Here is a 19,456-nt window from a genome sequence, read left to right as displayed (position 1 = left end):
CCCGTGGTTCAGCCCAGCTCGACGACCACGGGCGCGTGGTCCGAGGCGCCCTTGCCCTTGCGCTCCTCGCGGTCGATCCAGGCGTCCGTGACCGTCTGTGCGAGGGCGGGGGAGCACAGCTGGAAGTCGATGCGCATGCCCTTCTTCTTGGGGAAGGCCAGGCCCGTGTAGTCCCAGTACGTGTACACGCCGGGGCCGGGGTGGCGGGGGCGCACCACGTCCACCAGCCCGGCGTCCTCGAACGCGTGGAACGCCGCGCGCTCGGCCGGGGAGACGTGCGTGTAGCCCTCGCGCTGGAACAGCTCGATGTCCCACACGTCCTCGTCCTGCGGAGCGATGTTCCAGTCGCCGGCCAGGGCGAGCCGGGTGTCCGGGTCCTCGGCGAGGCGAGCGGCCGCGTGCTCCTGGAGCACGCGCAGCCACTCGAGCTTGTAGCCCATGTGCTCGTTCTCCAGGCCGCGCCCGTTGGGCACGTACAGGCTCCACAGGCGCACCGGGGCGACGCCGTCGGCCGCCTCGGCGCCCACGGTCGCCCCGATGGCGCGGGACTCCTCCTGCGGGTCCACGCCGCCCTTGCCGAAGTGCGGCTGGCCGGGGAAGCCGCGCTGCACGTCGCTCAGGCCGACGCGGGAGGCGATGGCCACGCCGTTCCACTGCGAGGTGCCGTTGTGCACCACCTCGTAGCCGGCGCGCTCGAAGAGCTCCCAGGGGAAGTTCTCGTCCCGGCACTTGGTCTCCTGGATGGCCAGGACGTCGATGTCATGGCGCTCGAGGAAGGCCTCGACGCGGTCGGCGCGGGCACGGAGGGAGTTGACGTTCCAGGTGGCGATCTTCACCCGGCCAGGCTATCGAAGGGCGCGGACACCGTGGGATCGGCGCCTCAGCGCCACCAGTCGTCGTGGATCGTCACCGGCGTGGTGCGCTTGTGGCGGCTGCGGAGCCAGATGCCCTCGAGCTTCTCCGCGACCTCGGTGGGGACGTCCTTGCCCTCGAGGTAGTCGTCGATGTCCTCGTACGTCATCCCGAGTTCGGCCTCGTCCGTCTGGCCCGGCGTGCCGTCCAGCAGGTCCGCGGTGGGCACCTTGTTCCACAGGGGCTCGGGGGCGCCGAGCTCGCGGCCCAGCGCCCGCACCTGCCGTTTGTTCAGGCCGGCCAGCGGCAGGACGTCCGCGCCGCCGTCGCCGAACTTCGTGTAGAACCCGGTGACGGCCTCGGCCGCGTGGTCCGTGCCGATCACCAGCTGCCCGTGGGCGCCGGCCACCGCGTACTGGGCCGTCATGCGGATGCGGGCCTTCACGTTGCCCTGGTTGTAGTCCGAGATCGGCTCCCCCACGGCCTCGGCGAAGGCGGCGGCCAGACCCTGCACGGGCTCCGCGATGTTCAGGGTGACGTCCTGATCCGCGCCCACGAAGTCCATGGCCGCCCGGGCATCCGCCTCGTCGTGCTGCACCTTGTAGGGCAGGCGCACGGCGGTGAACCGGGGGTTCTCGCGGGAGGGCACGACGTCGGCGCCCACCCCCGCCTCACCCGGCGGGGTGGTGCCGGGGCCGCCCAGGGCGACGGCGTCCGTGACGCCGAGCTGGGCGCGGCGACGCTCGACGGCGAGCTGGGCCAGCCGGCCGCCCACGGAGGAGTCCACGCCGCCGGAGATGCCCAGGACGAAGCCGGACGCACCCGTGGCTGCGAGGTAGTCGACGAGGAAGGCCACGCGCCGTTCGACTTCGGCCGCCGGGTCGATCTCGGGGAGGACGCCCTGCTGGGCGATGATCCGCTGCTGGAGTTCACGCATGCCGGTCAGCGTAGGACCGGCCCCGCGCACGGGGACAGGGGCGGTCGGCGACGGCGGCTCACGCGTCCGGGTGCCCCAGGTTGCGGGCGATGCGGCGCAGGACGCGGACGGCGTCGTCGATCTGGTCCCGCGGGACATCCGCCGTCGCCTCTGCACGCAGGGCCTCGACCGCCTCGCCCACGCGGGCGCCTGCGGTGCGTCCCGTGGCGGTGAGGGTGTAGAGGTCGCCCTCGACCGTCACCCAGTGGGACTCGACCAGCTCCTCCATCTGACCGGGCACCGCGCCGCGCTGCTCCTCCTCGAAGCCGGCCTCGAGCTCGGCGCGGGACTGCGGGGCCACCGTGAGGGTGTTCAGCAGCTGCCACTGGGCGCGGGTCAGGCCGTGCTCCTCGAGGCTCTCGGCCACGCGCGCCGCGATCAGGCCCTCGGTGAGGGTGAGCCAGTGCGCCAGGGGCAGGCCGGAGGGGTGCTGGACGGGGGCGTCGTCGTGCGGGATCTCGCTCATGGCCCGAGCCTAGCCAGGCCGGGACGGAAGCGGCAGGGGTGGCCGGGCCCGCACTAGCATGGGCGGCATGACCGACGCGCAGACCCCCACCGTCCCCACGCCCGAGCAGGACCGCGAGCGGCTCAAGCAGCTCATCCAGGAGCTCGCCGTGGTGCACGGCCGGGTGACCCTGTCCTCCGGCAAGGAGGCGGACTACTACGTGGACCTGCGTCGTGTCACCCTGCACCACGAGGCCGCCCCGCTGATCGGCCGCGTGATGCTGCGCCTGCTCGAGGAGAACGGGATCGAGTTCGACACGGTGGGCGGTCTGACCATGGGCGCCGACCCCGTGGCCACCGCGATGATGCATCAGGCCGGCGCCACGGGCCGCGCGCTCGACGCGTTCGTGGTGCGCAAGGCGCAGAAGTCATACGGCATGGGCCGGCAGGTGGAGGGTCCGGGCGTGGACGGGCGCCGCGTCGTCGTGCTGGAGGACACCTCGACGACGGGCGGCTCCGCGCTGACCGCCGTCGAGGGCGTGCGCAACGCGGGCGGGGACGTCCAGGCCGTGGCCGTGATCGTGGACCGTGCGACCGGCGCCGCCGAGCGCGTGGCCGAGGAGGCGGACGTGCCGTACCTGTACGCGTTCGGCAAGGACGAGCTCGGCCTCGACTGAGCCTCGGACCGCCCCGCGCGCCGCCCGCCTAGAGCCAGTCCGCGCGCTTGAACAGCACGAACAGCGTGAGGGCCACCGCCAGCATGAGTCCCAGGGCGAACGGATAGCCGAACGCCCAGTGCAGCTCGGGCATGCCGTCGAAGTTCATGCCGTAGACGGAGCCCACCAGCTGCGGCGCGAAGATGATCGCCGCCCAGGACGAGATCTGCTTGACCTGCTCGTTCTGGGCGATCGACTGCTCGGACAGCCGCTTCGACGCCAGCGTCGAGTCCAGCTCGAGGGCGCTGTGGAGCATCTGGCGCATGGTCGTCACGCGCTCGTTGATCTGGACGGCGTGGTCGTGGACGTCACGCAGGCGGCGCAGGTTCTCCACCTCGTGGCGCGCCTGATCGCTGAGCTCCTCGTCCTCCCAGGCGTGGGCGTCGTCGCGCCGGGGCAGGGCGTCGGCGTCGAGGTGGCGGGTGTCCTCGTGCAGGCGGGTGCGCACCTCCGCCTGGAGCTGCTCCACGATGGACGGCAGCGCGCGGATGGCGTGCTGGAAGTTCAGCACCTCGCGGGAGAGCTGGTAGATGCGCCGGGAGACGTGCCCGTCGCCGGCGAAGACCTGGTCCTCGATCTCCTCGATGTCCTGTTCGAGGCCGTCGGCCACGGGGAAGTAGTCGTCCACGACCCGGTCCAGGATCTCCAGGGTGACCTGCCACGGCCCCATCGCGAGGCGCTCGCGGCCCTCCGTCTCCAGGGATCGACGCACGGCGGCCAGGTCCGGCTCCTCCGCGTGACGCACCGTCACCACGTAGTGCTCGCCGGTGAAGACGCCCAGCTCGCCGAACTCCACGGTCTCGGTGCGGTCGATGTAGCGGGCCGGGTGCAGGACCATGAACGAGTCCTCGCCGTAGCGGTCCAGCTTGGCGCGCTCGCCCCCGGCGAGGGCGTCCTCGACGGCGAGCGGGTGCAGACGCAGCTCCTCCGCGACCGCTTGGAGCTCGGCCACGTCCGGGCGGTACAGGCCCAGCCAGGCCATGCCGCCGGTGCGCTCGCACTCCTCCCAGGTGTCCTCGAGGGTGGAGGGGTCGTGGACGCGCCGCCCGTCCACGTACACGGCGTTGTCGATCATGCTCACTCGGACATTCTCCCCGACGGTGGCCCCCGGCGTATTCCAGGATGCGCGCGCTACGGTGGCGCCATGAAGACTCCGCGCCATGCCCCGCCCGTCGTCCGTGACGGCAAGACCCTGCTCCCCGCCCACGCCGTCTCCACGGCCCCGGTCACCGCGTTCGGTCTGATCGGCGGCTACCTGACCGCCCGGGAGACCGGCATCCGCCCGCTCGGCGGCGTCGTGCTGGCCGCCGCCGGCCTGTACGCCGGCCGGACGTGGCTGGCCACGCGGGGGCCGGCCGTCGCCGGAGGCCTGGCCGCCCTGTACCTCGGCGGCTTCGGCGCCTCCCACCCGCTGGCCAAGAAGATCGGTGCGTGGCCGGCCGTGCTCTCCGTGGCCGCCGTGTCCGCCGGGGCCGCCTGGGCCGCCGTCGACCGGTCCGAGGCCGGCCGCTGAGCGAGCCCGCGCCGGCCGAGGACGGCCCCGCGCCCCGCGAGGTCGGCGTCGGGCCCCGCGAGGTCGGCGTCGGGCCGTGGCTCGGCCCGTGGCCGGAGGACCCCCGCTACGACCCGGAGCTGCTCGCGCACGGCGACCGCCGCAACGTCCTCGACCGCTACCGCTATTGGCGCCTCGAGGCGATCCTCGCGGACCTCGACGCGCGGCGGCACCCGTTCCACGTGGCCATCGAGAACTGGCAGCACGACCTGAACATCGGCACCGTCGTGCGCACCGCCAACGCGTTCAACGCCGCCGGGGTGCACATCATCGGGCGGCGCCGCTGGAACCGGCGCGGCGCCATGGTCACCGACCGCTACCTGCACGTGCACCACCACGAGACGGTGGAAGCGTTCACGGAGTGGGCGGCGGGGGAGGGGCTGCCCGTGCTCGGGGTGGACCTGTTCCCCGAGTCGGTGCCGGTGGAGACCTTCGACTTCCCGCGCGCCTGCGTGCTCGTCTTCGGGCAGGAGGGGCCGGGGCTCTCGGCGGAGGTGCGCGCGGCGTCGAGCGCGGTGCTGTCCATCGCGCAGTACGGCTCCACCCGCTCGATCAACGCGGGCGTGGCCGCCGGCATCGCGATGCACGCGTGGATCCGGCAGCACGCGGCGTCCCCTGAGTCCGGCGCGAGCCAGACGATTCCAGGCGCGAGCCAGACGATTCCGCGCTGAAAGGAGCCTTTGGGCCGCAGATTCGTCTGGCTCGCGGCGCAGGACCGCGCCGACGACGCGGGACCGCGCCGACGACGCAGGACGACGCAGGACGACGCGCGGTATCGGGCGCGGAGCGCCGTCAGCCCGCGAAGGGACGGGCCGGCAGGCCCGTCACCCCCGGACGGACGGCGAACAGGGCCCCGGCCAGCGGGTCCTCGCCGCGCTCCAGGTTCTCCCAGGAGGTGGTGATGTAGAGGGTGCCGAGGTCGTCGCCGCCGAAGGTGCAGGCCGTGGTCTTCTGCACGGGCACCTCGATCACCTCGTCGAGCGCCCCCTCGGGCGTGTACCGGTGGATCTGCCCGTGGCTGATCACGGCCACCCAGATCCCGCCCTCGGCGTCCACGGTGAGTCCGTCCGGCTTGCCCTCGCCGTCGAGCACGTCCACGAGCACGCGGCGGTTCGTCAGGCCCTCCTCGCGGGAGTAGTCGAACACGGCCACCTGCCGCGTGGGGGTGTCGTTGTAGTAGGCCCGTGTGCCGTCCGGGCTCCACTCGAGGCCGTTGGACGTCGTCGCGCCGGTCAGCACGACGTCCACCTCGCCGGCGCCGCCGTCGGGCCCGGGGGCGAGCCGGTAGAGGTTCGCGGCGCCGGGGGTCTTGGCGTACGCCATGGTGCCGCAGTGGAACCGGCCGTCCGGGTCGCAGCCGCCCTCGTTCATGCGGATCCCGGCGTCCGCGCCCCACAGCTCGGGCAGCGTCGTCAGCGCGCCCTCGGGCGAGATCAGGGCGAAGCCCCGCTCCACCGCGACGACGGCGCCGCCCCCCGCACGCGGGCGCAGCGCGGCGGCCACGTCGCCGACGTGCGTGCGGTCCACCGTGCCGTCGGCGCGCAGGGACAGGACGTCCCCGGCGAGCATGTCCACCCAGCGCAGGCCGCCGCCGGCGGTCACGCCCTCGGCGGCGCTGCCCCACGAGGCGGCCCAGACGGGGCCCTCGCCGTGGTAGGTGATGGGATCGGTGACCTGCTCGGCGCGCATGACTGCTCCTTCGGTGGGCGGGACGGTCCTGGCCCCGACGCTAGCCGAGGCTCAGAACCACCCGCACGAGTCGGCGGTCCAGCGGTCGGCGAGGGTCGCGTCCAGGAACGCCCCCATCCGCGGCAGCGCGGCCACGTGGCCGCCCACGTGGGTCGGGGTGAGGAGCGGGTCGAAGCGCACCCGCGCACCCTCCGCGCACCAGCGGCGGCCCAGGTCGCGGCCGGCGCGGTACGGGATGACGTCGTCCGTGACGGAGTGCGCGATCATCACCGGCACATCTGGACGGCGGCCCTGCGCGCCGATCCGCTGCTCGGCGAGGATCCCGGCCAGCTCGGCGTCGGAGCGGACGAGCTCAGGGAAGTCCTGCCCCGTGTGGGTCAGCGTGGCGGAGTCGAGGTGCGCGTAGGCGAGGCTGCCTGCCATGCAGGTCTCGGCCGCGCCGGTGAGGGCCGCCAGGCCGGTCTCGTTGAGGTGCGTGGCCGGGTCCACGTCGTACGCGGCGAGCTGCCCTGCCATCGCGTAGAGCAGGAAGGCCGCGTAGAGGCCGCCGTCGATCCGGCCCGCGACCTGCACGAGGTCGGCCGGCGGGGCGCCCGCGTAGGCGCCCTTGAGGTCCAGCTCCGGGGCGTAGTCGGGCGCGAGCTCGGCGGCGGCCGCGCTCGCCCCGCCGCCCTGCGAGTAGCCCGCGAGCGCGACCGGCGCGGTCGCGGTGACGCCCGACCCCGACACCTGGGCGGCCGCGCGCACCGCGTCGAGGACGGCGTGTGCCTGGGCCTCCCGGACCATGTAGGTGTGCGTGCCCGGGGTGCCCAGGCCCTCGTAGTCGGTGACCACCACGGCGTGGCCGCGGCTCAGCAGGGACGTGATCCCCACGCCTTCGTACTGCGCGCCGGTGGAGAGGGTGCGGGACGGGGCGCAGCGGTCCGCCGCCCCGACCCCGAGCTCGAGGCGGCGTGGGGCGGGCACGTGTGGCCCGCGGCCCGCATGCACGCGCACCTCCTGGCGGCCATGCCCACGCAGACCTTCCCCGGTGTGGACGAGCGCGAGGTCTTCGAGTTCCTCCAGGCCCAGGAGGAGCGGGAGGGCTGAGGACGACGCCGGCCCGCACCCTCACGCCAGGGTGCGGGCCGGTGCGGCGGACGGCGGGGTCAGCCGATGCTCTTGCCGGCCGAGTTCAGCTCGGTGCAGGCCTGGACCACGCGGGCGGCCATGGCCTCCTCGGCCTTGGCACCCCACACGCGGGGGTCGTACTGCTTCTTGTCGCCGACCTCGCCGTCGACCTTCAGGACGCCGTCGTAGTTCGCGAACATGTGCCCGGCCACGGGGCGGGTGAACGCGTACTGGGTGTCCGTGTCCACGTTCATCTTCACGACGCCGTACTCCACCGAGTCGGCGATCTCCTGGGCGGCGGAGCCGGAGCCGCCGTGGAACACGAGGTCGAACGGGCGCTCCCTGCCGAACTTCTCGCCCACGGCCTGCTGGATCTCCTGCAGGATCTCCGGACGCAGCTTCACGTTGCCCGGCTTGTAGACGCCGTGCACGTTGCCGAAGGTCAGCGCGGTGAGGTAGCGGCCGTGCTCGCCGAGGCCGAGGGCCTCCACGGTGGCGATGCCGTCCTGGACGGTGGTGTAGAGCTTCTCGTTGATCTCGTGGGCCACGCCGTCCTCCTCGCCGCCCACGACGCCGATCTCCACCTCGAGGATCTGCTTGTTGGCGTGGGTGCGCGCGAGCAGCTCGCGGCCGATCCGCAGGTTCTCCTCGAGGGTCTCGGCGGAGCCGTCCCACATGTGGGAGTTGAAGATCGGGTCGCGCCCGGCCTTCACCTCGGCCTCGGAGGCGTCCAGCAGGGGCAGGACGAAGCCCTCGAGCTTGTCCTGGGGGCAGTGGTCCGTGTGCAGGGCGATGTTCACGGAGTACTTCTTGGCGACCTCGCGCGCGAACGCGGCGAAGGCCAGCGAGCCGGCGACCATGTCCTTCACGGAGGAGCCGGAGAAGTAGGCGGCACCGCCGGTGGAGACCTGGATGATGCCGTCCGAGCCGGCCTCGGCGAAGCCGCGGATGGCGGCGTTCAGGGTCTGGGAGCTGGTGACGTTGATCGCCGGGTAGGCGAAGGCGCCGTTCTTGGCGGCGTCGATCATCTCGGCGTACTTCTCCGGGGATGCGATGGGCATGCTGCAGCTCCTAGGCGTCGTCGACTCGGGCAGGCGGGGGAGCGCGGCGGGCGCGACACCCTCGGGCTCATCCTATCCGCGCGGCCGGACCCGCCCCAGGGCCCCGGGCCCGACGGCGACGCCGACCTGGGCACGGCCCCGTCGCTGGCCTAGGGTGAGCTGCGTCACATCGCATCCGAGAGACCGGAGACCACCATGGCCCCCGCACGCGACCTCGCGCTCGTCCACACCGGGGAAGGTCTGCGTGGGCATGGCCGCCAGGAGGTGCGCGTGCATGCGGGCCGCGGGCCACACGTGCCCGCCCCACGCCGCCTCGAGCTCGGGGTCGGGGCGGCGGCAGCAGCGCGGATCGGGGCAGGTGGAGGTGACCCGGTGGCGGGTGTCCGCGCCGCGGAAGTGCCGGGCATGCTCGAACGGGGTGCCCACGGAGAGGGCGAACTGCCCGTCGGGGCCGTTCTCGATCATCGAGGTGCACCAGAACGTCCCGTTGGGCGAGTCCGTGTACTGCGTGTGGGCGCGGAACCGGTCGTTGCGGGAGAAGGCCTGCCGCGCGCCCCACTTCCGGCACGCCTGCTGGCCCTCGATCGCACCGGTGTGGTCGGCGGGGAACACGATCCCGTCGTTCTCGTAGGCCTTGTGGATCACCCCGGTCTCGTGGACCTTCTGGAAGTGGCAGCGGATGCCCAGGTCCACGGTGGCCAGGTTGGTGAACCGGTGCGCGGCGGCCTCGTAGGAGACGCCGAACGCGTCCTTCAGGTCGTCCACGGACAGGTCCCGGCGCTTCTGGGCGGCCCGCAGCAGCGACGACGCCGCCCGCTGCGGCATGAGCAGCGCGCCCGCCAGGTAGTTCACCGCCACACGCTGGGCGAGGAAGTCCTCGTAGTCCCGCGGCTCGCCGTGGCCCAGGACGGCGGCGGCGAGGGCCTGGAGCACCACGGTGCGGCGGTCGTGGTCCGAGGAGCGGGAGCCGCTGATGTGGATGCGCCCGTGCTTGAGGTCCGTGACGGAGCGCGTGGAGTGCGGCAGGTCCGGGACGAAGCGCAGGGTGAAGCCGAGGTGCTCGGCCAGCTCCGAGACCGCATGCAGGCCCAGCGGCCCGCCCGTGTGGCCGATCGCGTCGAGCAGCCGATGCGCCTCGGCCTCGAGGTCGGGGTAGTGGTTGTCCACCGCGCGCATCTGGGCGCGCAGCTGGGCGTTGGCGCGGCGCGCCTCCTCGGGGGTGGCGGCCTGCTCCTCCAGGCGACGGCGCAGCTCGGCCTCCAGCCCCGCGATCACCTCGAGGACCTCGGTGGGGGTGCGGGGCCCGATGCGCAGCGGCGGCAGGCCGAGGGAGGCGTAGTGCTCCGAGCGCGCGAACCGTTCGACCTCGATCTCCAGTTCGGCCCGACGGGTGGGGGCCCGGCCGGTGAGCAGGTCCTCGACCGGCACGCCCAGGACCTCCGCGATCCGCTGGACCAGCGAGAGCCGCGGCTCGCGGCGGGCGTTCTCCACGAGGGACAGGTGCGAACCGCTCACGCCCGTGCGCTCCGCGAGCTGGTCCAGGGTGAGGCCGGCCTGCTTGCGCAGGTGCCGGACTCGGCGGCCCAGTGCAACGGCGTCCACGGTCGCGCTGTCCTCGGGAAGCGGGCGGGTCATCATGCGCGGAACTGTAGACGGATCCGGGGCCGCAGATCACGTGTGACGGAAAGAAAGTCACATTCTTGACAAGCGGGGGGCTGTTGTCGTGATCCAGGCCACACCGGGGCGCAAGGACGGTCACGTTCTGACCCAGCGGCAGGAACGGCCGGAGTTTCCACCGATTTTGTGCTCCCGAGGGCCTTGTCCGGGGCCAGAGTGGAGGTCAACGGCAGCGACGGACACGTCGCACCGAACCCCTCACCGAACCGGACCGATCCCCAGGAGGACGTCATGACCACCCAGCCCCACCACTCCACTCCCGCCTCCGCCGAGCAGCTCCAGCATGACTGGGAGCACAACCCCCGCTGGGCCGGCGTCGAGCGCAGCTTCACCGCCGAGGACGTCGTCCGTCTCCGCGGCCGGATCCAGGAGGAGCACACGCTGGCCCGCCGCGGCGCCGAGAAGCTGTGGACCCAGCTGAAGGACGAGAACGCCCGCGGTGATTTCACCAACGCCCTCGGCGCCCTCACCGGCAACCAGGCGGTCCAGCAGGTCAAGGCCGGGCTGCGCGCCATCTACCTCTCCGGCTGGCAGGTGGCCGCGGACGCCAACCTCTCCGGCCACACGTACCCGGACCAGTCCCTGTACCCGGCCAACTCCGTGCCGCAGGTGGTGCGCCGCATCAACAACGCCCTGCTGCGCGCGGACCAGATCGAGCACGCCGAGGGCGTCAGCAGCGTCGAGGACTGGCTCGTGCCGATCGTGGCCGACGCCGAGGCCGGCTTCGGCGGCCCGCTCAACGCCTACGAGCTCATGAAGTCGATGATCACCGCCGGCGCCTCCGGCGTGCACTGGGAGGACCAGCTGGCCTCCGAGAAGAAGTGCGGCCACCTCGGCGGCAAGGTGCTCATCCCCACCGGCCAGCACATCCGCACGCTCAACGCCGCCCGCCTGGCCGCCGACGTCGCCGACGTGCCCAGCGTGATCATCGCCCGCACCGACGCCGAGGCGGCCACCCTGATCACCTCGGACGTGGACGAGCGCGACGCCGAGTTCATCACCGGTGAGCGCACCGCGGAGGGCTTCTACAAGGTCCGCAACGGCGTCGAGCCCTGCATCGCCCGCGCCAAGGCCTACGCCCCGCACGCGGACCTGATCTGGATGGAGACCGGCACCCCGGACCTCGAGCTGGCCCGGAAGTTCGCCGAGGCCGTCAAGGCCGAGTTCCCGGACCAGATGCTGGCCTACAACTGCTCGCCGTCCTTCAACTGGAAGAAGAACCTCGACGACGACACCATCGCCAAGTTCCAGCGCGAGCTGGGCGCCATGGGCTACACCTTCCAGTTCATCACGCTGGCCGGCTTCCACGCCCTGAACCACTCGATGTTCGACCTGGCCAAGGACTACCACGAGCGCCAGATGTCCGCGTACGTCGAGCTGCAGGAGCGCGAGTTCGCCGACGAGGCCCGCGGCTACACCGCGACCAAGCACCAGCGCGAGGTCGGCACCGGCTACTTCGACGCCGTGTCCACCGCCATCAACCCGGACAGCTCCACGGTGGCCCTGGCGGGCTCCACGGAGTCCGGCCAGTTCCACTGAACCGCTCAGCCGAGACCGCGAGGAGGCAGTCCCATGAGCCCGCAGACCATGACCCCCACCCTGCACGAGATCCATGCCGACGACGCTCGGGAGCACACGCCCCTGCCGCATGACGTGAGCACCCAGGCCATCCCCGTCGTCATCCCCGAGGGCGCCGCCCCCGTGGTGACCGTCCACGGGCCGGTCGACGGGCGGCAGGCTGAGATCCTCACGGACGAGGCGCTGGCGTTCCTCGGCCGCCTGCACCGGCTGGCCGAGGACCGCCGCCGGCGGCTGCTCGAGGAGCGGGAGTACACCCGGCGCCGCATCACCGACGGCTGGAACCCGCACTACCTGCGGTCCACCCGCCGGGTCCGCGAGGACGACTCCTGGCGTGTGGCGCCGCTGGCCCCCGGCCTGCACGACCGCCGCGTGGAGATCACCGGCCCCGTGGACCGGAAGATGACCATCAACGCCCTCAACTCGGGCGCCTCGGGCTGGCTCGCCGACTTCGAGGACTCCTCGACGCCGTCCTGGGACCGGATGCTGGACGGGCAGGTCAACCTGTTCGACGCGATCCGCGACCAGATCGACTTCACCTCCCCCGAGGGCAAGGAGTACCGGCTGCGCGAGCGCGAGCTCACGGACCGGCCGACCATCATCGTCCGCCCGCGCGGCTGGCACCTCATCGAGGACCACATCCGCGTGGACGGCGAGCCGATGGCGGGCGCCCTCGTGGACTTCGGCCTGTACTTCTTCCACAACGCCGACGAGCTGATCCGCCGCGGCCACGGCCCGTACTTCTACCTGCCCAAGCTCGAGTCCCATCTCGAGGCGCGGCTGTGGAACTGCGTGTTCGTGGCGGCGCAGGACGAGCTGGGCATCCCCCAGGGCACCATCCGGGCCACCGTGCTGATCGAGACGATCACCGCGGCGTTCCAGATGGAGGAGATCCTGTACCAGCTGCGCAACCACGCCGCTGGCCTGAACGCCGGCCGCTGGGACTACATCTTCTCCATCATCAAGAACTTCCGGGACCGCGGGGCCGAGTTCGTCCTCCCGGACCGCTCGGAGGTGACCATGACCCAGCCGATGATGCGGGCCTACACGGAGCAGCTGGTCCGGGCCTGCCACCGGCGCGGCGCCTCGGCGATCGGCGGCATGTCCGCCGTGATCCCGGACCGCCGGAACGAGGAGGCCAACGCCGCCGCGCTGGAGAAGGTGCGCGCGGACAAGGCCCGCGAGGCCGGCGACGGCTTCGACGGCTCGTGGGTGGCGCACCCGGACCTCGTGCCGGTCGCCCGGAAGGAGTTCGACGCCGTGCTCGGCGAGGCCCCGAACCAGATCCGCACCCGCCGCCGCGAGGACGTAGAGCCGGACGAGGCCGCCCTGCTCGACGTCGCCGCGACCACGGGCTCGGTGACCGAGGCCGGCGTGCGGATGAACATCGAGGTCGGGATCCGCTACATCGAGTCCTGGCTGCGGGGCAACGGCGCCGCCGCGATCCACGGACTCATGGAGGACGCCGCCACGGCGGAGATCTCCCGATCCCAGATCTGGCAGTGGGCCCACAACGGCACCGGTGTGCAGCTGACCGAGGGCGGCGTGCGGACCGCCAACCGCGGCTGGATGGAGCAGCTGATCCGCGAGGAGCACGCTCGGATCCTCGCCGGCCCGCTGCCCGAGGGCCACCGGTTCGAGGACGCGGTGCGCGTGTTCTGCGAGTCGGCCCTGCCGCCGGAGTACCCGGCGTTCCTCACCCTGGGCGCGTACCGCCGGCACTTCGCCGGTCAGGACGACGCCGCGGCGAAGGCCTGATCCGCCGGGCCCCACGACGACGGCCGGTCACCTCACGAGGTGACCGGCCGTCGTCGTGCCGGGACGTCAGTCCCCGGACGTGGAGGGGGACGGCGAGGCCGAGGCCGAGGCCGACTTCGTCGGTGACGGGCTGGCCGACGCCGAGGCGGACGCCTCCGCGGCCCGCTGGGATTCGGCGGCCTCCCGCGCGGCGCCCTGGAACGGCCGCGGCGGCTGGCCGGGGGCCACGGGGCCGGGGGCGCCCTCGGGGCGGTCGATCGTGGACTGGTTGTTCAGCAGCTCGTCGGGCACGCGGCCGGTGGGGATCTCCCGGGCCTGGGCCAGGGTCTCCTCGTCCATCTGCGCGTTCAGGAAGAACGGCGAGCTGAGCTTGATGACCTCCTGGAAGTCCCCGGCGTCCTTCAGCACGGTGTCCGCGAGGTGGTCGCGGGTCTCGGTGACGAGGGTGGTGCTCTGCGCGACCGGCGAGTTCTTCACCTGGGTGAGGCCGCCGTTGGCGTCGCCGAAGCCCTCCATGGAGCCCATGGTCACGGAGACCATCTCGCTGCCGTCCTCGGAGCAGGCCCACGCGGTGCGCTGGGGCAGCAGGGGGGCGCCGTCCTGGCCGCCGACCATGCCGGGGCGCAGCAGGGCGAGCAGCCCCTTGCCGGTCTTCGGGTCGAACGTGTACTCGTCCGCCACGGCGGCGGGCTCCTCCTGGCACCACTCCAGGCGGGAGCCGTCGAGGTTGTGCTGGTAGTGGACCTGCGCCAGGGGCATGCCGGGGCTGTACTCGAAGTAGCCGTTGTAGACGCAGGTGAGGAACTCGTGGGTCTCGTCCTGCGAGGCGAACAGCTGCACGATCTCGATGTTCGAGCTGTCCGGGATGTGCGTGGCGACGGCGTCCAGGGTGCGCTGGTCCAGGACGTCGCGCGTGCAGTCCATCACGGAGACGGTGTCGTTGCGGACCGCCGCCGTGTTCTTCCAGGCCTCGGTGGCGGCGCCGTCCTTGATGCCCGGGCCGACGGTCTCGAACGCCTGACGCGGCTCGGCGCGCGGGGTGCCCTCGGCGGACTCCGACGCGCGGGCCTCACGGACGCGGGACGCCGCGGCGGACGCCGGGTCGGTGGGGCTCTCCGTGGCCGAGCCGGCCGCGGCCGAGGCCGCCGATCCGCTGGGCGCCGCGGCGGTCGACGAGGCGGGCTCACCGGACTGGCCGGCCGAGCCGCAGCCGGCCAGGGCGAGGGCGAGGGCGGCGACGCCGACGGCCAGCGGGGCACGGCGGCGGGCGGGCGCAGGGTGGGTCATGGAGGCTCCTTCGACGGCATCGGCGGCCCGGCCCCGGGAGCGTGGGGCGGCGGACGGACGCTGCGCCTACGGTACCGGACCGTCCTGGACGCGGGGACGGCGATCCGTCCGGCGTCCGGCGCCGTCGATAGACTCGGCCGCGACCGCATCGTCCGCGAGGAGAAGAGGCATCCCATGTCCGAGTCCCTGATCGGCAAGAACCTGATGGAGCCGCCGGCCACGCGCCTGCCGGAGGAGCCGGAGGTGCTGGCCCGGCTCGAGGCAGGTGACCTGCCCGAGGACATCGTGCCGGTGGCGCCCGAGTCCTCCCTGGTGTGGGCGCTCATGGCGGAGAACGCGTGGGCCGAGGGCCGGACCGTGGACTCCTATGCGTACGCCCGCGTCGGCTACCACCGGGGCCTGGACGCGCTGCGCCGGGCGGGGTGGCGCGGCGCCGGCCCGGTGCCGTACGCCCACGAGCCCAACCGCGGCTTCCTGCGCGCCCTGTACGCGCTGGGCCGCGCGGCCGCCGGGATCGGGGAGTCCGAGGAGGTCGAGCGCATCCGCACCTTCCTGCGGGACTCGGACCCCACGGCGGCGGACCAGATCGAGGCCGACCAGGGCCGCGCCCGGGGCTGAGCGGAGCCGTGGCCAAGCTCTACTTCCGCTACGGGGCCATGAACTCCGGCAAGTCCACAGGCCTGCTGCAGGCCGCCTTCAACTACGAGGAGCGCGGCCAGCGGGTGCTGCTGGCCAAGCCGGAGGTGGACGTGAAGGGGGAGGGCGACGTCGTCTCCCGCCTCGGTGTGACCCGCGCCGTGGACTTCCTCGTCCCGGCGGGAGCGGACGTGCGGGAGCTGTTCCGCCGGCACGCCACCGGTGACGACCCGGACGCCCTCGTGGGGCACGTGGAGGCCCCGCCCGTGGCGTGCCTGCTCGTGGACGAGGCGCAGTTCCTCGAGCCGGCGCAGGTGGACGACCTGCTGCGTATCGCCGTGCTCGACGGCGTCCCCGTGATCGCCTACGGGCTGCGCACCGACTTCCGCACCCGCTCCTTCCCGGGCTCCGCGCGGCTGCTGGAGCTGGCGCACTCCCTCGAGGAGCTGAAGACCATCTGCCGGTGCGGCCGGAAGGCGGTGTTCAACACGCGCAAGGTCGTGGACCCGGCCACGGGCGCCGAGCACTTCGTGTTCGAGGGGGACCAGGTGGCGATCGACGGCGTCCAGGTGACCTACGAGTCCCTGTGCGGCACGTGCTACCTGGCGGAGTCCGGCGGTGCCCTGGGCTGAGGCGGCCATTGCCAGGCAACTGCCAGGCTGCATGACGGCTGCGCCCATGCTCGGTTCGTACGGTGGAACCACTTCATCGAGGTGCGAGTGATGAAGGTGCGAGTGATGACAGGCGAAGGGCCCCGGTGATCCCGGGGCCCTTCGTCTGTCCTGCCCCGGCCGGCGTCGGCCGATCGGGTCAGAGCGAGACGAGCAGGAGCGTGCCGCCGAAGACGAGCCCCGACGCGAGCAGCACGACCGTGGTGTACCCCAGGATGTCGCGCATCTTCAGGCCGGCGATCGCCAGAAGGGGGATCGCCCAGAACGGCTGGATCATGTTGGTCCACTGGTCGCCGTAGGAGACGGCCATGATGGTGATGGCCGGGTCCACGCTGAGCGCCTCACCGGCCTGGAGCATGATCGGGCCCTGCACGGCGAACTGTCCGCCGCCGGAGGGGACGAAGAAGTTCACGAGGCCCGCGGCCAGGAACGCCAGCAGGCCGAACGTCACCGGGTTCGAGATCGCCACGAAGGCGTCCGAGAGCACCGCCACCAGGCCGGTGGTCGTCATCATGCCGAGGATGCCCGCGTAGAGGGGGAACTGCAGCAGGATCTCGCCCACGTTGGACGCGGCCGACTGGGTGAGGCCGATCAGCTCGTGCGGGCTGCGCACCAGCAGCAGGATCAGCGCGAGGAAGGACCAGTTGACGATGTCCAGGGTGAGGGTGCCGCCGCCGACGAAGTGCATCACCAGATAGATCACGAGCATGGCGCCGACGAGGAGCGTGGGGACACGGGAGGCGTCGAGACGGTCCGCCGGCGTCTCGATCTCCGGTGCGGACACCGCGTCCTGGTCCCGCGCGTCGATCTCCAGCTCCACGATCCGGTCCCCGGCGCGCGGGGCGACGAGGAACAGGGCCAGGGCCACGACGAGCACGGTCACCACGGCGGCGGTGATGTTCCACCAGGAGAAGGTGGTCTCCGAGACCGGGACCGTCCGGCCGCCCAGGCTCTCCGTGAGGAATGAACCGGGGGTGGCGGCCGTCAGCGGGCCGGAGCCCGAGTACCCCATGTGCCACACCACGAACCCGGAGAACCCGGCGGCCACCAGCATCGGGAAGTGCAGGACCAGCCCGCGCTCACGAGCCTGCGCCGCGACCTCCTTGGCCAGCAGCGCACCGACCACCAGGCCCAGGCCCCACGTGATGAGGGAGGCCGCTGCCGCCACCACGAACACGAAGATGCAGGCGGCCAGGGGCGTGCGGGGAATGCTGGCCAGCCGGGCGAGCAGGCGGCGCACCGGGCCGGTGTTCGCCAGGATGTGGCCGAGCATGAGCACGAGCGCCATCTGCGTGATGAACGCCAGCAGCCCGGACAGGCCGTCACCCCAGCCCACGACGACGTCGGCCGGCCCGGCCGGAGTGAGCAGCAGGCACAGGGCCGCCACCGCGAACGTGAGCACGATGGTGAACACGAGCGAGGACGGGATGAACCGCCCCATCGTCGTGTTCAGCGGGCGCATGGCGCGGCTGAAGAACGTGCCCTCGCGGACGGCGCGGCCCGAGGGTCCGGGTGCGGGCGGACGGGTGGACGTGGCGGACATGAGGCTCCTGTTCAGGACGAGAGGTCGAGGCGAGAGTGATGTGGATCACTCTAGGTGCTCGATCGTCGTGGGCGGGACGTGGGCCACGTCCATGGCCGGGCGCTAAGTGACGAGGGCGTCGGCGCGGTCGATCCCCCATCAGTCGAAGACGTCGCGGCCCGCCTCCGCGGCGAGCACCCGGCCGCCGCGGGTGAGCTGAAAGGTGCCCATCCTCGGGAGGAAGTACGAGGAGACGGCTGAGGTGATCATGGGCCACATGCCCGCAGAACCGGCCTGAGGAAGACTGTCACCTATGCGTGCGCCAGTCCCTCCCGCCGGCCTCACTGGCCCCGGTACGTGTCAACAACGTCATGCCCTCCTACACTTAGGGCGCGTCTGAGGATGGATCCAGGGATCGCTGAGACCCGGGGAGGCATGTCCCGGTTCCAGGTCATCCCCGACGCCCGATGGGAGCTGATCGCCCGCTGCCCCAAACCGCACGGGCCGGCAGGGCCGACCCTTCTCGGAGGCCCGCACGATGGTCGAAGCGGTCGTCCACCGATGCAGGTGGGGGATTCCGTGGCGGGATCTGCCCGAGGTCAACGGGCCCTGGCAGGCCGCGTGGACCTGGCATCGACGCAGGGTGTGGGCACTGGTCTGTCCGGGGGCTGACTCGAGGACTTTTGTTCGTACCCTGTCTGTCATGGCCACCCCTCTCCTGGAGCTCGCCGCGAGTCGAGGCGTCTGCTTCCCGCTGCGAGCCCGCCGGCTGACCCTCACCCCGTTCCGGGGTCTCGATGCACCCGCCGTGTGGGGCTTCTGCCGTCTCGAGCAGGTGTGGACGTGGACCTCCGGCCGCCCGGAGAGTGAGGGCGCGCTACGAGAGTCCTACCTCGCGGCGGGGGACCGCCTCACCGTGCGGGTCGGAGACGTCATCGTCGGTGTCGGGAAGGCCGCGGTGCAGGACGCGTGGAGTCAGGGCGGCCCGCGGGAGGAAGCGCGGGACGCCCAGGCCGAGATCGGCTGGACGATCGATCCGCGCCAGGCGGGGCAGGGCTATGGCACGGAGCTTGCTCGAGCCCTGCTGGGCTTCGCGTTCAACGATCTGGGTGTGCGACGCGTGGAGGCTCATGCCTTCGCGGACAACGCCCCGAGCCTGCGCATCATGGAGAAGGTGGGGATGCGTCACGAGGGCACGTTCAAGGAGGAGTCTCTGCATCTCACGCGCGGCTGGATGGATGGTGCCACCTACGCGATGCTCGCCTCAGAGTTCCATCTGTCCCTCACGCGGGAGTGATCCCTCCGGCCACGACCGCATCATCTGCCGCTCCACCGCCGAGGGCCGTGTGGCAGCAAGGGGGCTGTGAGCAGGGTGGGGAATGAGCGTGAGTGGCGGTGGCGCATCGGTGTGGCGTCCGCCCTGGTGGGTTCGGCCGGTGTGCTCGCGGGGCTGCGGCAGGACCTGGGACTGGGGTGGGGTCTGACGCTGGTGGCCGTCACGGCCCTCGGAGCGATGCTCGCCTTGCGAGGGGTGCATCACCGGGTCGAGGCGGAGCGGGCTCGCCGCAACGTGTTCGACGCCGGAGCCGGCTCCACCGCGTGGGTGATGCTGCTGATGGGGGCCGCGGTCGTTCCGGGGCTGGTGCTGAACGTGATCGACGACGCCGGCGTCCGGGCGGTTGTAGAGATGCAGCCAAGATTTCACACGACACGCGGTGGACACTTCCGGCATCCGGTGAGGATGAATCGCTCCGGGTCTGGTGGAGGCTCTGATCCAACGGAAGGATGCAGAGCATGCCCGCACCACGGAAGTACCCCGACGAGCTCCGCGAACGCGCCACGCGGATGACTCTGGAAGCCCGTCAAGACCCCGCCACGAGGACCGGAGCGTTCCGCCGTGTGGGAGAACAGCTCGGGATCAATCCCG

18 protein-coding genes and 1 pseudogene are annotated in these 19,456 nt (G+C 72.3%); 9 read left to right on the top strand and 10 right to left on the bottom strand.

What is annotated here, in order from left to right; all coding sequences use genetic code 11:
* Window positions 1-8: 8 nt before the first annotated feature.
* The 3 genes from J1M44_RS09385 to J1M44_RS09375 are packed head-to-tail and all read right to left on the bottom strand — an operon-like array spanning window position 9 to window position 2,294.
* On the bottom strand, window positions 9-836 hold the full coding sequence (locus J1M44_RS09385) for an exodeoxyribonuclease III (protein ID WP_002856143.1): 828 nt from the start codon (window positions 834-836) through the stop codon (window positions 9-11).
* 44 nt (window positions 837-880) lie between these two features.
* Window positions 881-1,789 (bottom strand): ammonia-dependent NAD(+) synthetase, encoded by a 909-nt coding sequence (gene nadE, locus J1M44_RS09380; protein ID WP_060774568.1) that lies wholly within the window; start codon window positions 1,787-1,789, stop codon window positions 881-883.
* Between the two features lie 58 nt (window positions 1,790-1,847).
* Window positions 1,848-2,294: a MarR family winged helix-turn-helix transcriptional regulator gene (locus J1M44_RS09375; RefSeq protein WP_002856148.1), complete on the bottom strand. Its 447-nt coding sequence runs from the start codon at window positions 2,292-2,294 to the stop codon at window positions 1,848-1,850.
* Between the two features lie 58 nt (window positions 2,295-2,352).
* On the opposite strand from J1M44_RS09375, the gene pyrE reads away from it, so the two are divergent.
* Window positions 2,353-2,949, top strand: a complete 597-nt coding sequence (pyrE, locus tag J1M44_RS09370; RefSeq protein ID WP_206480886.1) for an orotate phosphoribosyltransferase — start codon at window positions 2,353-2,355, stop codon at window positions 2,947-2,949.
* A gap of 28 nt (window positions 2,950-2,977) precedes the next feature.
* Here pyrE and J1M44_RS09365 read toward each other — a convergent pair whose 3' ends face one another.
* Window positions 2,978-4,069, bottom strand: coding sequence for a CorA family divalent cation transporter (locus tag J1M44_RS09365; protein ID WP_206480885.1), 1,092 nt, complete (start codon window positions 4,067-4,069; stop codon window positions 2,978-2,980).
* 63 nt (window positions 4,070-4,132) lie between these two features.
* Here J1M44_RS09365 and J1M44_RS09360 point away from each other — a divergent pair, with 63 nt between their 5' ends.
* Both J1M44_RS09360 and J1M44_RS09355 read left to right on the top strand, forming a co-directional pair.
* Window positions 4,133-4,501: a hypothetical protein gene (locus tag J1M44_RS09360; RefSeq protein ID WP_036334633.1), complete on the top strand. Its 369-nt coding sequence runs from the start codon at window positions 4,133-4,135 to the stop codon at window positions 4,499-4,501.
* Window positions 4,465-5,211 carry a TrmH family RNA methyltransferase gene (locus J1M44_RS09355; RefSeq protein WP_206480889.1) on the top strand — a complete coding sequence of 249 codons (747 nt, stop codon included), beginning with the start codon at window positions 4,465-4,467 and terminating at the stop codon, window positions 5,209-5,211. Before J1M44_RS09360 ends, J1M44_RS09355 begins: the two co-directional genes overlap by 37 nt.
* Before the next feature lie 121 nt (window positions 5,212-5,332).
* On the opposite strand, the gene J1M44_RS09350 is transcribed toward J1M44_RS09355, so the two are convergent.
* The 4 genes from J1M44_RS09350 to J1M44_RS09330 form a co-directional block, all read right to left on the bottom strand.
* Window positions 5,333-6,229: an SMP-30/gluconolactonase/LRE family protein gene (locus J1M44_RS09350; protein ID WP_049158128.1), complete on the bottom strand. Its 897-nt coding sequence runs from the start codon at window positions 6,227-6,229 to the stop codon at window positions 5,333-5,335.
* 51 nt (window positions 6,230-6,280) lie between these two features.
* The gene (locus J1M44_RS09345; RefSeq protein ID WP_342356589.1) at window positions 6,281-7,195 is read right to left on the bottom strand and encodes a lipase family protein; all 915 of its coding nucleotides are present in this window, start codon (window positions 7,193-7,195) and stop codon (window positions 6,281-6,283) included.
* A gap of 182 nt (window positions 7,196-7,377) precedes the next feature.
* Window positions 7,378-8,400 (bottom strand): class II fructose-bisphosphate aldolase, encoded by a 1,023-nt coding sequence (gene fbaA / locus J1M44_RS09335; protein ID WP_060774572.1) that lies wholly within the window; start codon window positions 8,398-8,400, stop codon window positions 7,378-7,380.
* A 72-nt stretch (window positions 8,401-8,472) separates the two neighbouring features.
* Complete coding sequence (locus J1M44_RS09330; RefSeq protein WP_241252989.1) at window positions 8,473-10,038, bottom strand: helix-turn-helix domain-containing protein; 1,566 nt, start codon at window positions 10,036-10,038, stop codon at window positions 8,473-8,475.
* A gap of 270 nt (window positions 10,039-10,308) precedes the next feature.
* Here J1M44_RS09330 and aceA point away from each other — a divergent pair, with 270 nt between their 5' ends.
* Window positions 10,309-11,616, top strand: coding sequence for an isocitrate lyase (gene aceA, locus J1M44_RS09325; protein ID WP_206480884.1), 1,308 nt, complete (start codon window positions 10,309-10,311; stop codon window positions 11,614-11,616).
* A gap of 33 nt (window positions 11,617-11,649) precedes the next feature.
* Window positions 11,650-13,413, top strand: coding sequence for a malate synthase A (gene aceB, locus J1M44_RS09320; protein WP_002856166.1), 1,764 nt, complete (start codon window positions 11,650-11,652; stop codon window positions 13,411-13,413).
* A gap of 66 nt (window positions 13,414-13,479) precedes the next feature.
* On the opposite strand, the gene J1M44_RS09315 is transcribed toward aceB, so the two are convergent.
* The gene (locus J1M44_RS09315) at window positions 13,480-14,700 is read right to left on the bottom strand and encodes a hypothetical protein (protein ID WP_144825063.1); all 1,221 of its coding nucleotides are present in this window, start codon (window positions 14,698-14,700) and stop codon (window positions 13,480-13,482) included.
* Between the two features lie 174 nt (window positions 14,701-14,874).
* Between J1M44_RS09315 and J1M44_RS09310 the strand changes: the two genes are divergently transcribed.
* Together J1M44_RS09310 and J1M44_RS09305 are read left to right on the top strand one after the other, a co-directional pair.
* On the top strand, window positions 14,875-15,318 hold the full coding sequence (locus J1M44_RS09310; RefSeq protein ID WP_144825064.1) for a DUF3151 domain-containing protein: 444 nt from the start codon (window positions 14,875-14,877) through the stop codon (window positions 15,316-15,318).
* Window positions 15,319-15,326: 8 nt separating this feature from the next.
* Window positions 15,327-15,968, top strand: a complete 642-nt coding sequence (locus tag J1M44_RS09305; protein WP_010079593.1) for a thymidine kinase — start codon at window positions 15,327-15,329, stop codon at window positions 15,966-15,968.
* A 178-nt stretch (window positions 15,969-16,146) separates the two neighbouring features.
* Here the strand turns inward: J1M44_RS09305 and J1M44_RS09300 are convergent, their stop codons facing one another.
* Window positions 16,147-17,469 carry a short-chain fatty acid transporter gene (locus J1M44_RS09300; RefSeq protein ID WP_206480888.1) on the bottom strand — a complete coding sequence of 441 codons (1,323 nt, stop codon included), beginning with the start codon at window positions 17,467-17,469 and terminating at the stop codon, window positions 16,147-16,149.
* 495 nt (window positions 17,470-17,964) lie between these two features.
* Between J1M44_RS09300 and J1M44_RS09295 the strand changes: the two are divergent.
* Together J1M44_RS09295 and J1M44_RS09290 are read left to right on the top strand one after the other, a co-directional pair.
* Window positions 17,965-18,169: pseudogene (locus J1M44_RS09295) on the top strand (transposase); the annotation flags it as partial.
* Between the two features lie 63 nt (window positions 18,170-18,232).
* The gene (locus tag J1M44_RS09290; protein ID WP_241252991.1) at window positions 18,233-18,826 is read left to right on the top strand and encodes a GNAT family N-acetyltransferase; all 594 of its coding nucleotides are present in this window, start codon (window positions 18,233-18,235) and stop codon (window positions 18,824-18,826) included.
* The last annotated feature ends 630 nt before the right edge of the window (window positions 18,827-19,456 follow it).

The organism is Micrococcus sp. KRD128 (assembly GCF_017168395.1).
In the GTDB taxonomy this organism is placed as follows: domain Bacteria; phylum Actinomycetota; class Actinomycetes; order Actinomycetales; family Micrococcaceae; genus Micrococcus; species Micrococcus luteus.
Note: the sequence above shows the minus strand (reverse complement) of the source record. Positions and strands in the feature narration are given on the sequence as shown.

Coding starts and splice junctions, on each gene's coding strand:
- nadE (WP_060774568.1), bottom strand. CDS start 1,789: ATGCGTGAACTCCAGCAGCGGATCATCGCCCAGCAGGGCGTCCTCCCC.
- J1M44_RS09375 (WP_002856148.1), bottom strand. CDS start 2,294: ATGAGCGAGATCCCGCACGACGACGCCCCCGTCCAGCACCCCTCCGGC.
- pyrE (WP_206480886.1), top strand. CDS start 2,353: ATGGGCGGCATGACCGACGCGCAGACCCCCACCGTCCCCACGCCCGAG.
- J1M44_RS09360 (WP_036334633.1), top strand. CDS start 4,133: ATGAAGACTCCGCGCCATGCCCCGCCCGTCGTCCGTGACGGCAAGACC.
- J1M44_RS09350 (WP_049158128.1), bottom strand. CDS start 6,229: ATGCGCGCCGAGCAGGTCACCGATCCCATCACCTACCACGGCGAGGGC.
- fbaA (WP_060774572.1), bottom strand. CDS start 8,400: ATGCCCATCGCATCCCCGGAGAAGTACGCCGAGATGATCGACGCCGCC.
- J1M44_RS09330 (WP_241252989.1), bottom strand. CDS start 10,038: ATGATGACCCGCCCGCTTCCCGAGGACAGCGCGACCGTGGACGCCGTT.
- aceA (WP_206480884.1), top strand. CDS start 10,309: ATGACCACCCAGCCCCACCACTCCACTCCCGCCTCCGCCGAGCAGCTC.
- aceB (WP_002856166.1), top strand. CDS start 11,650: ATGAGCCCGCAGACCATGACCCCCACCCTGCACGAGATCCATGCCGAC.
- J1M44_RS09315 (WP_144825063.1), bottom strand. CDS start 14,700: ATGACCCACCCTGCGCCCGCCCGCCGCCGTGCCCCGCTGGCCGTCGGC.
- J1M44_RS09310 (WP_144825064.1), top strand. CDS start 14,875: ATGTCCGAGTCCCTGATCGGCAAGAACCTGATGGAGCCGCCGGCCACG.
- J1M44_RS09300 (WP_206480888.1), bottom strand. CDS start 17,469: ATGCGCCCGCTGAACACGACGATGGGGCGGTTCATCCCGTCCTCGCTC.
- J1M44_RS09290 (WP_241252991.1), top strand. CDS start 18,233: ATGGCCACCCCTCTCCTGGAGCTCGCCGCGAGTCGAGGCGTCTGCTTC.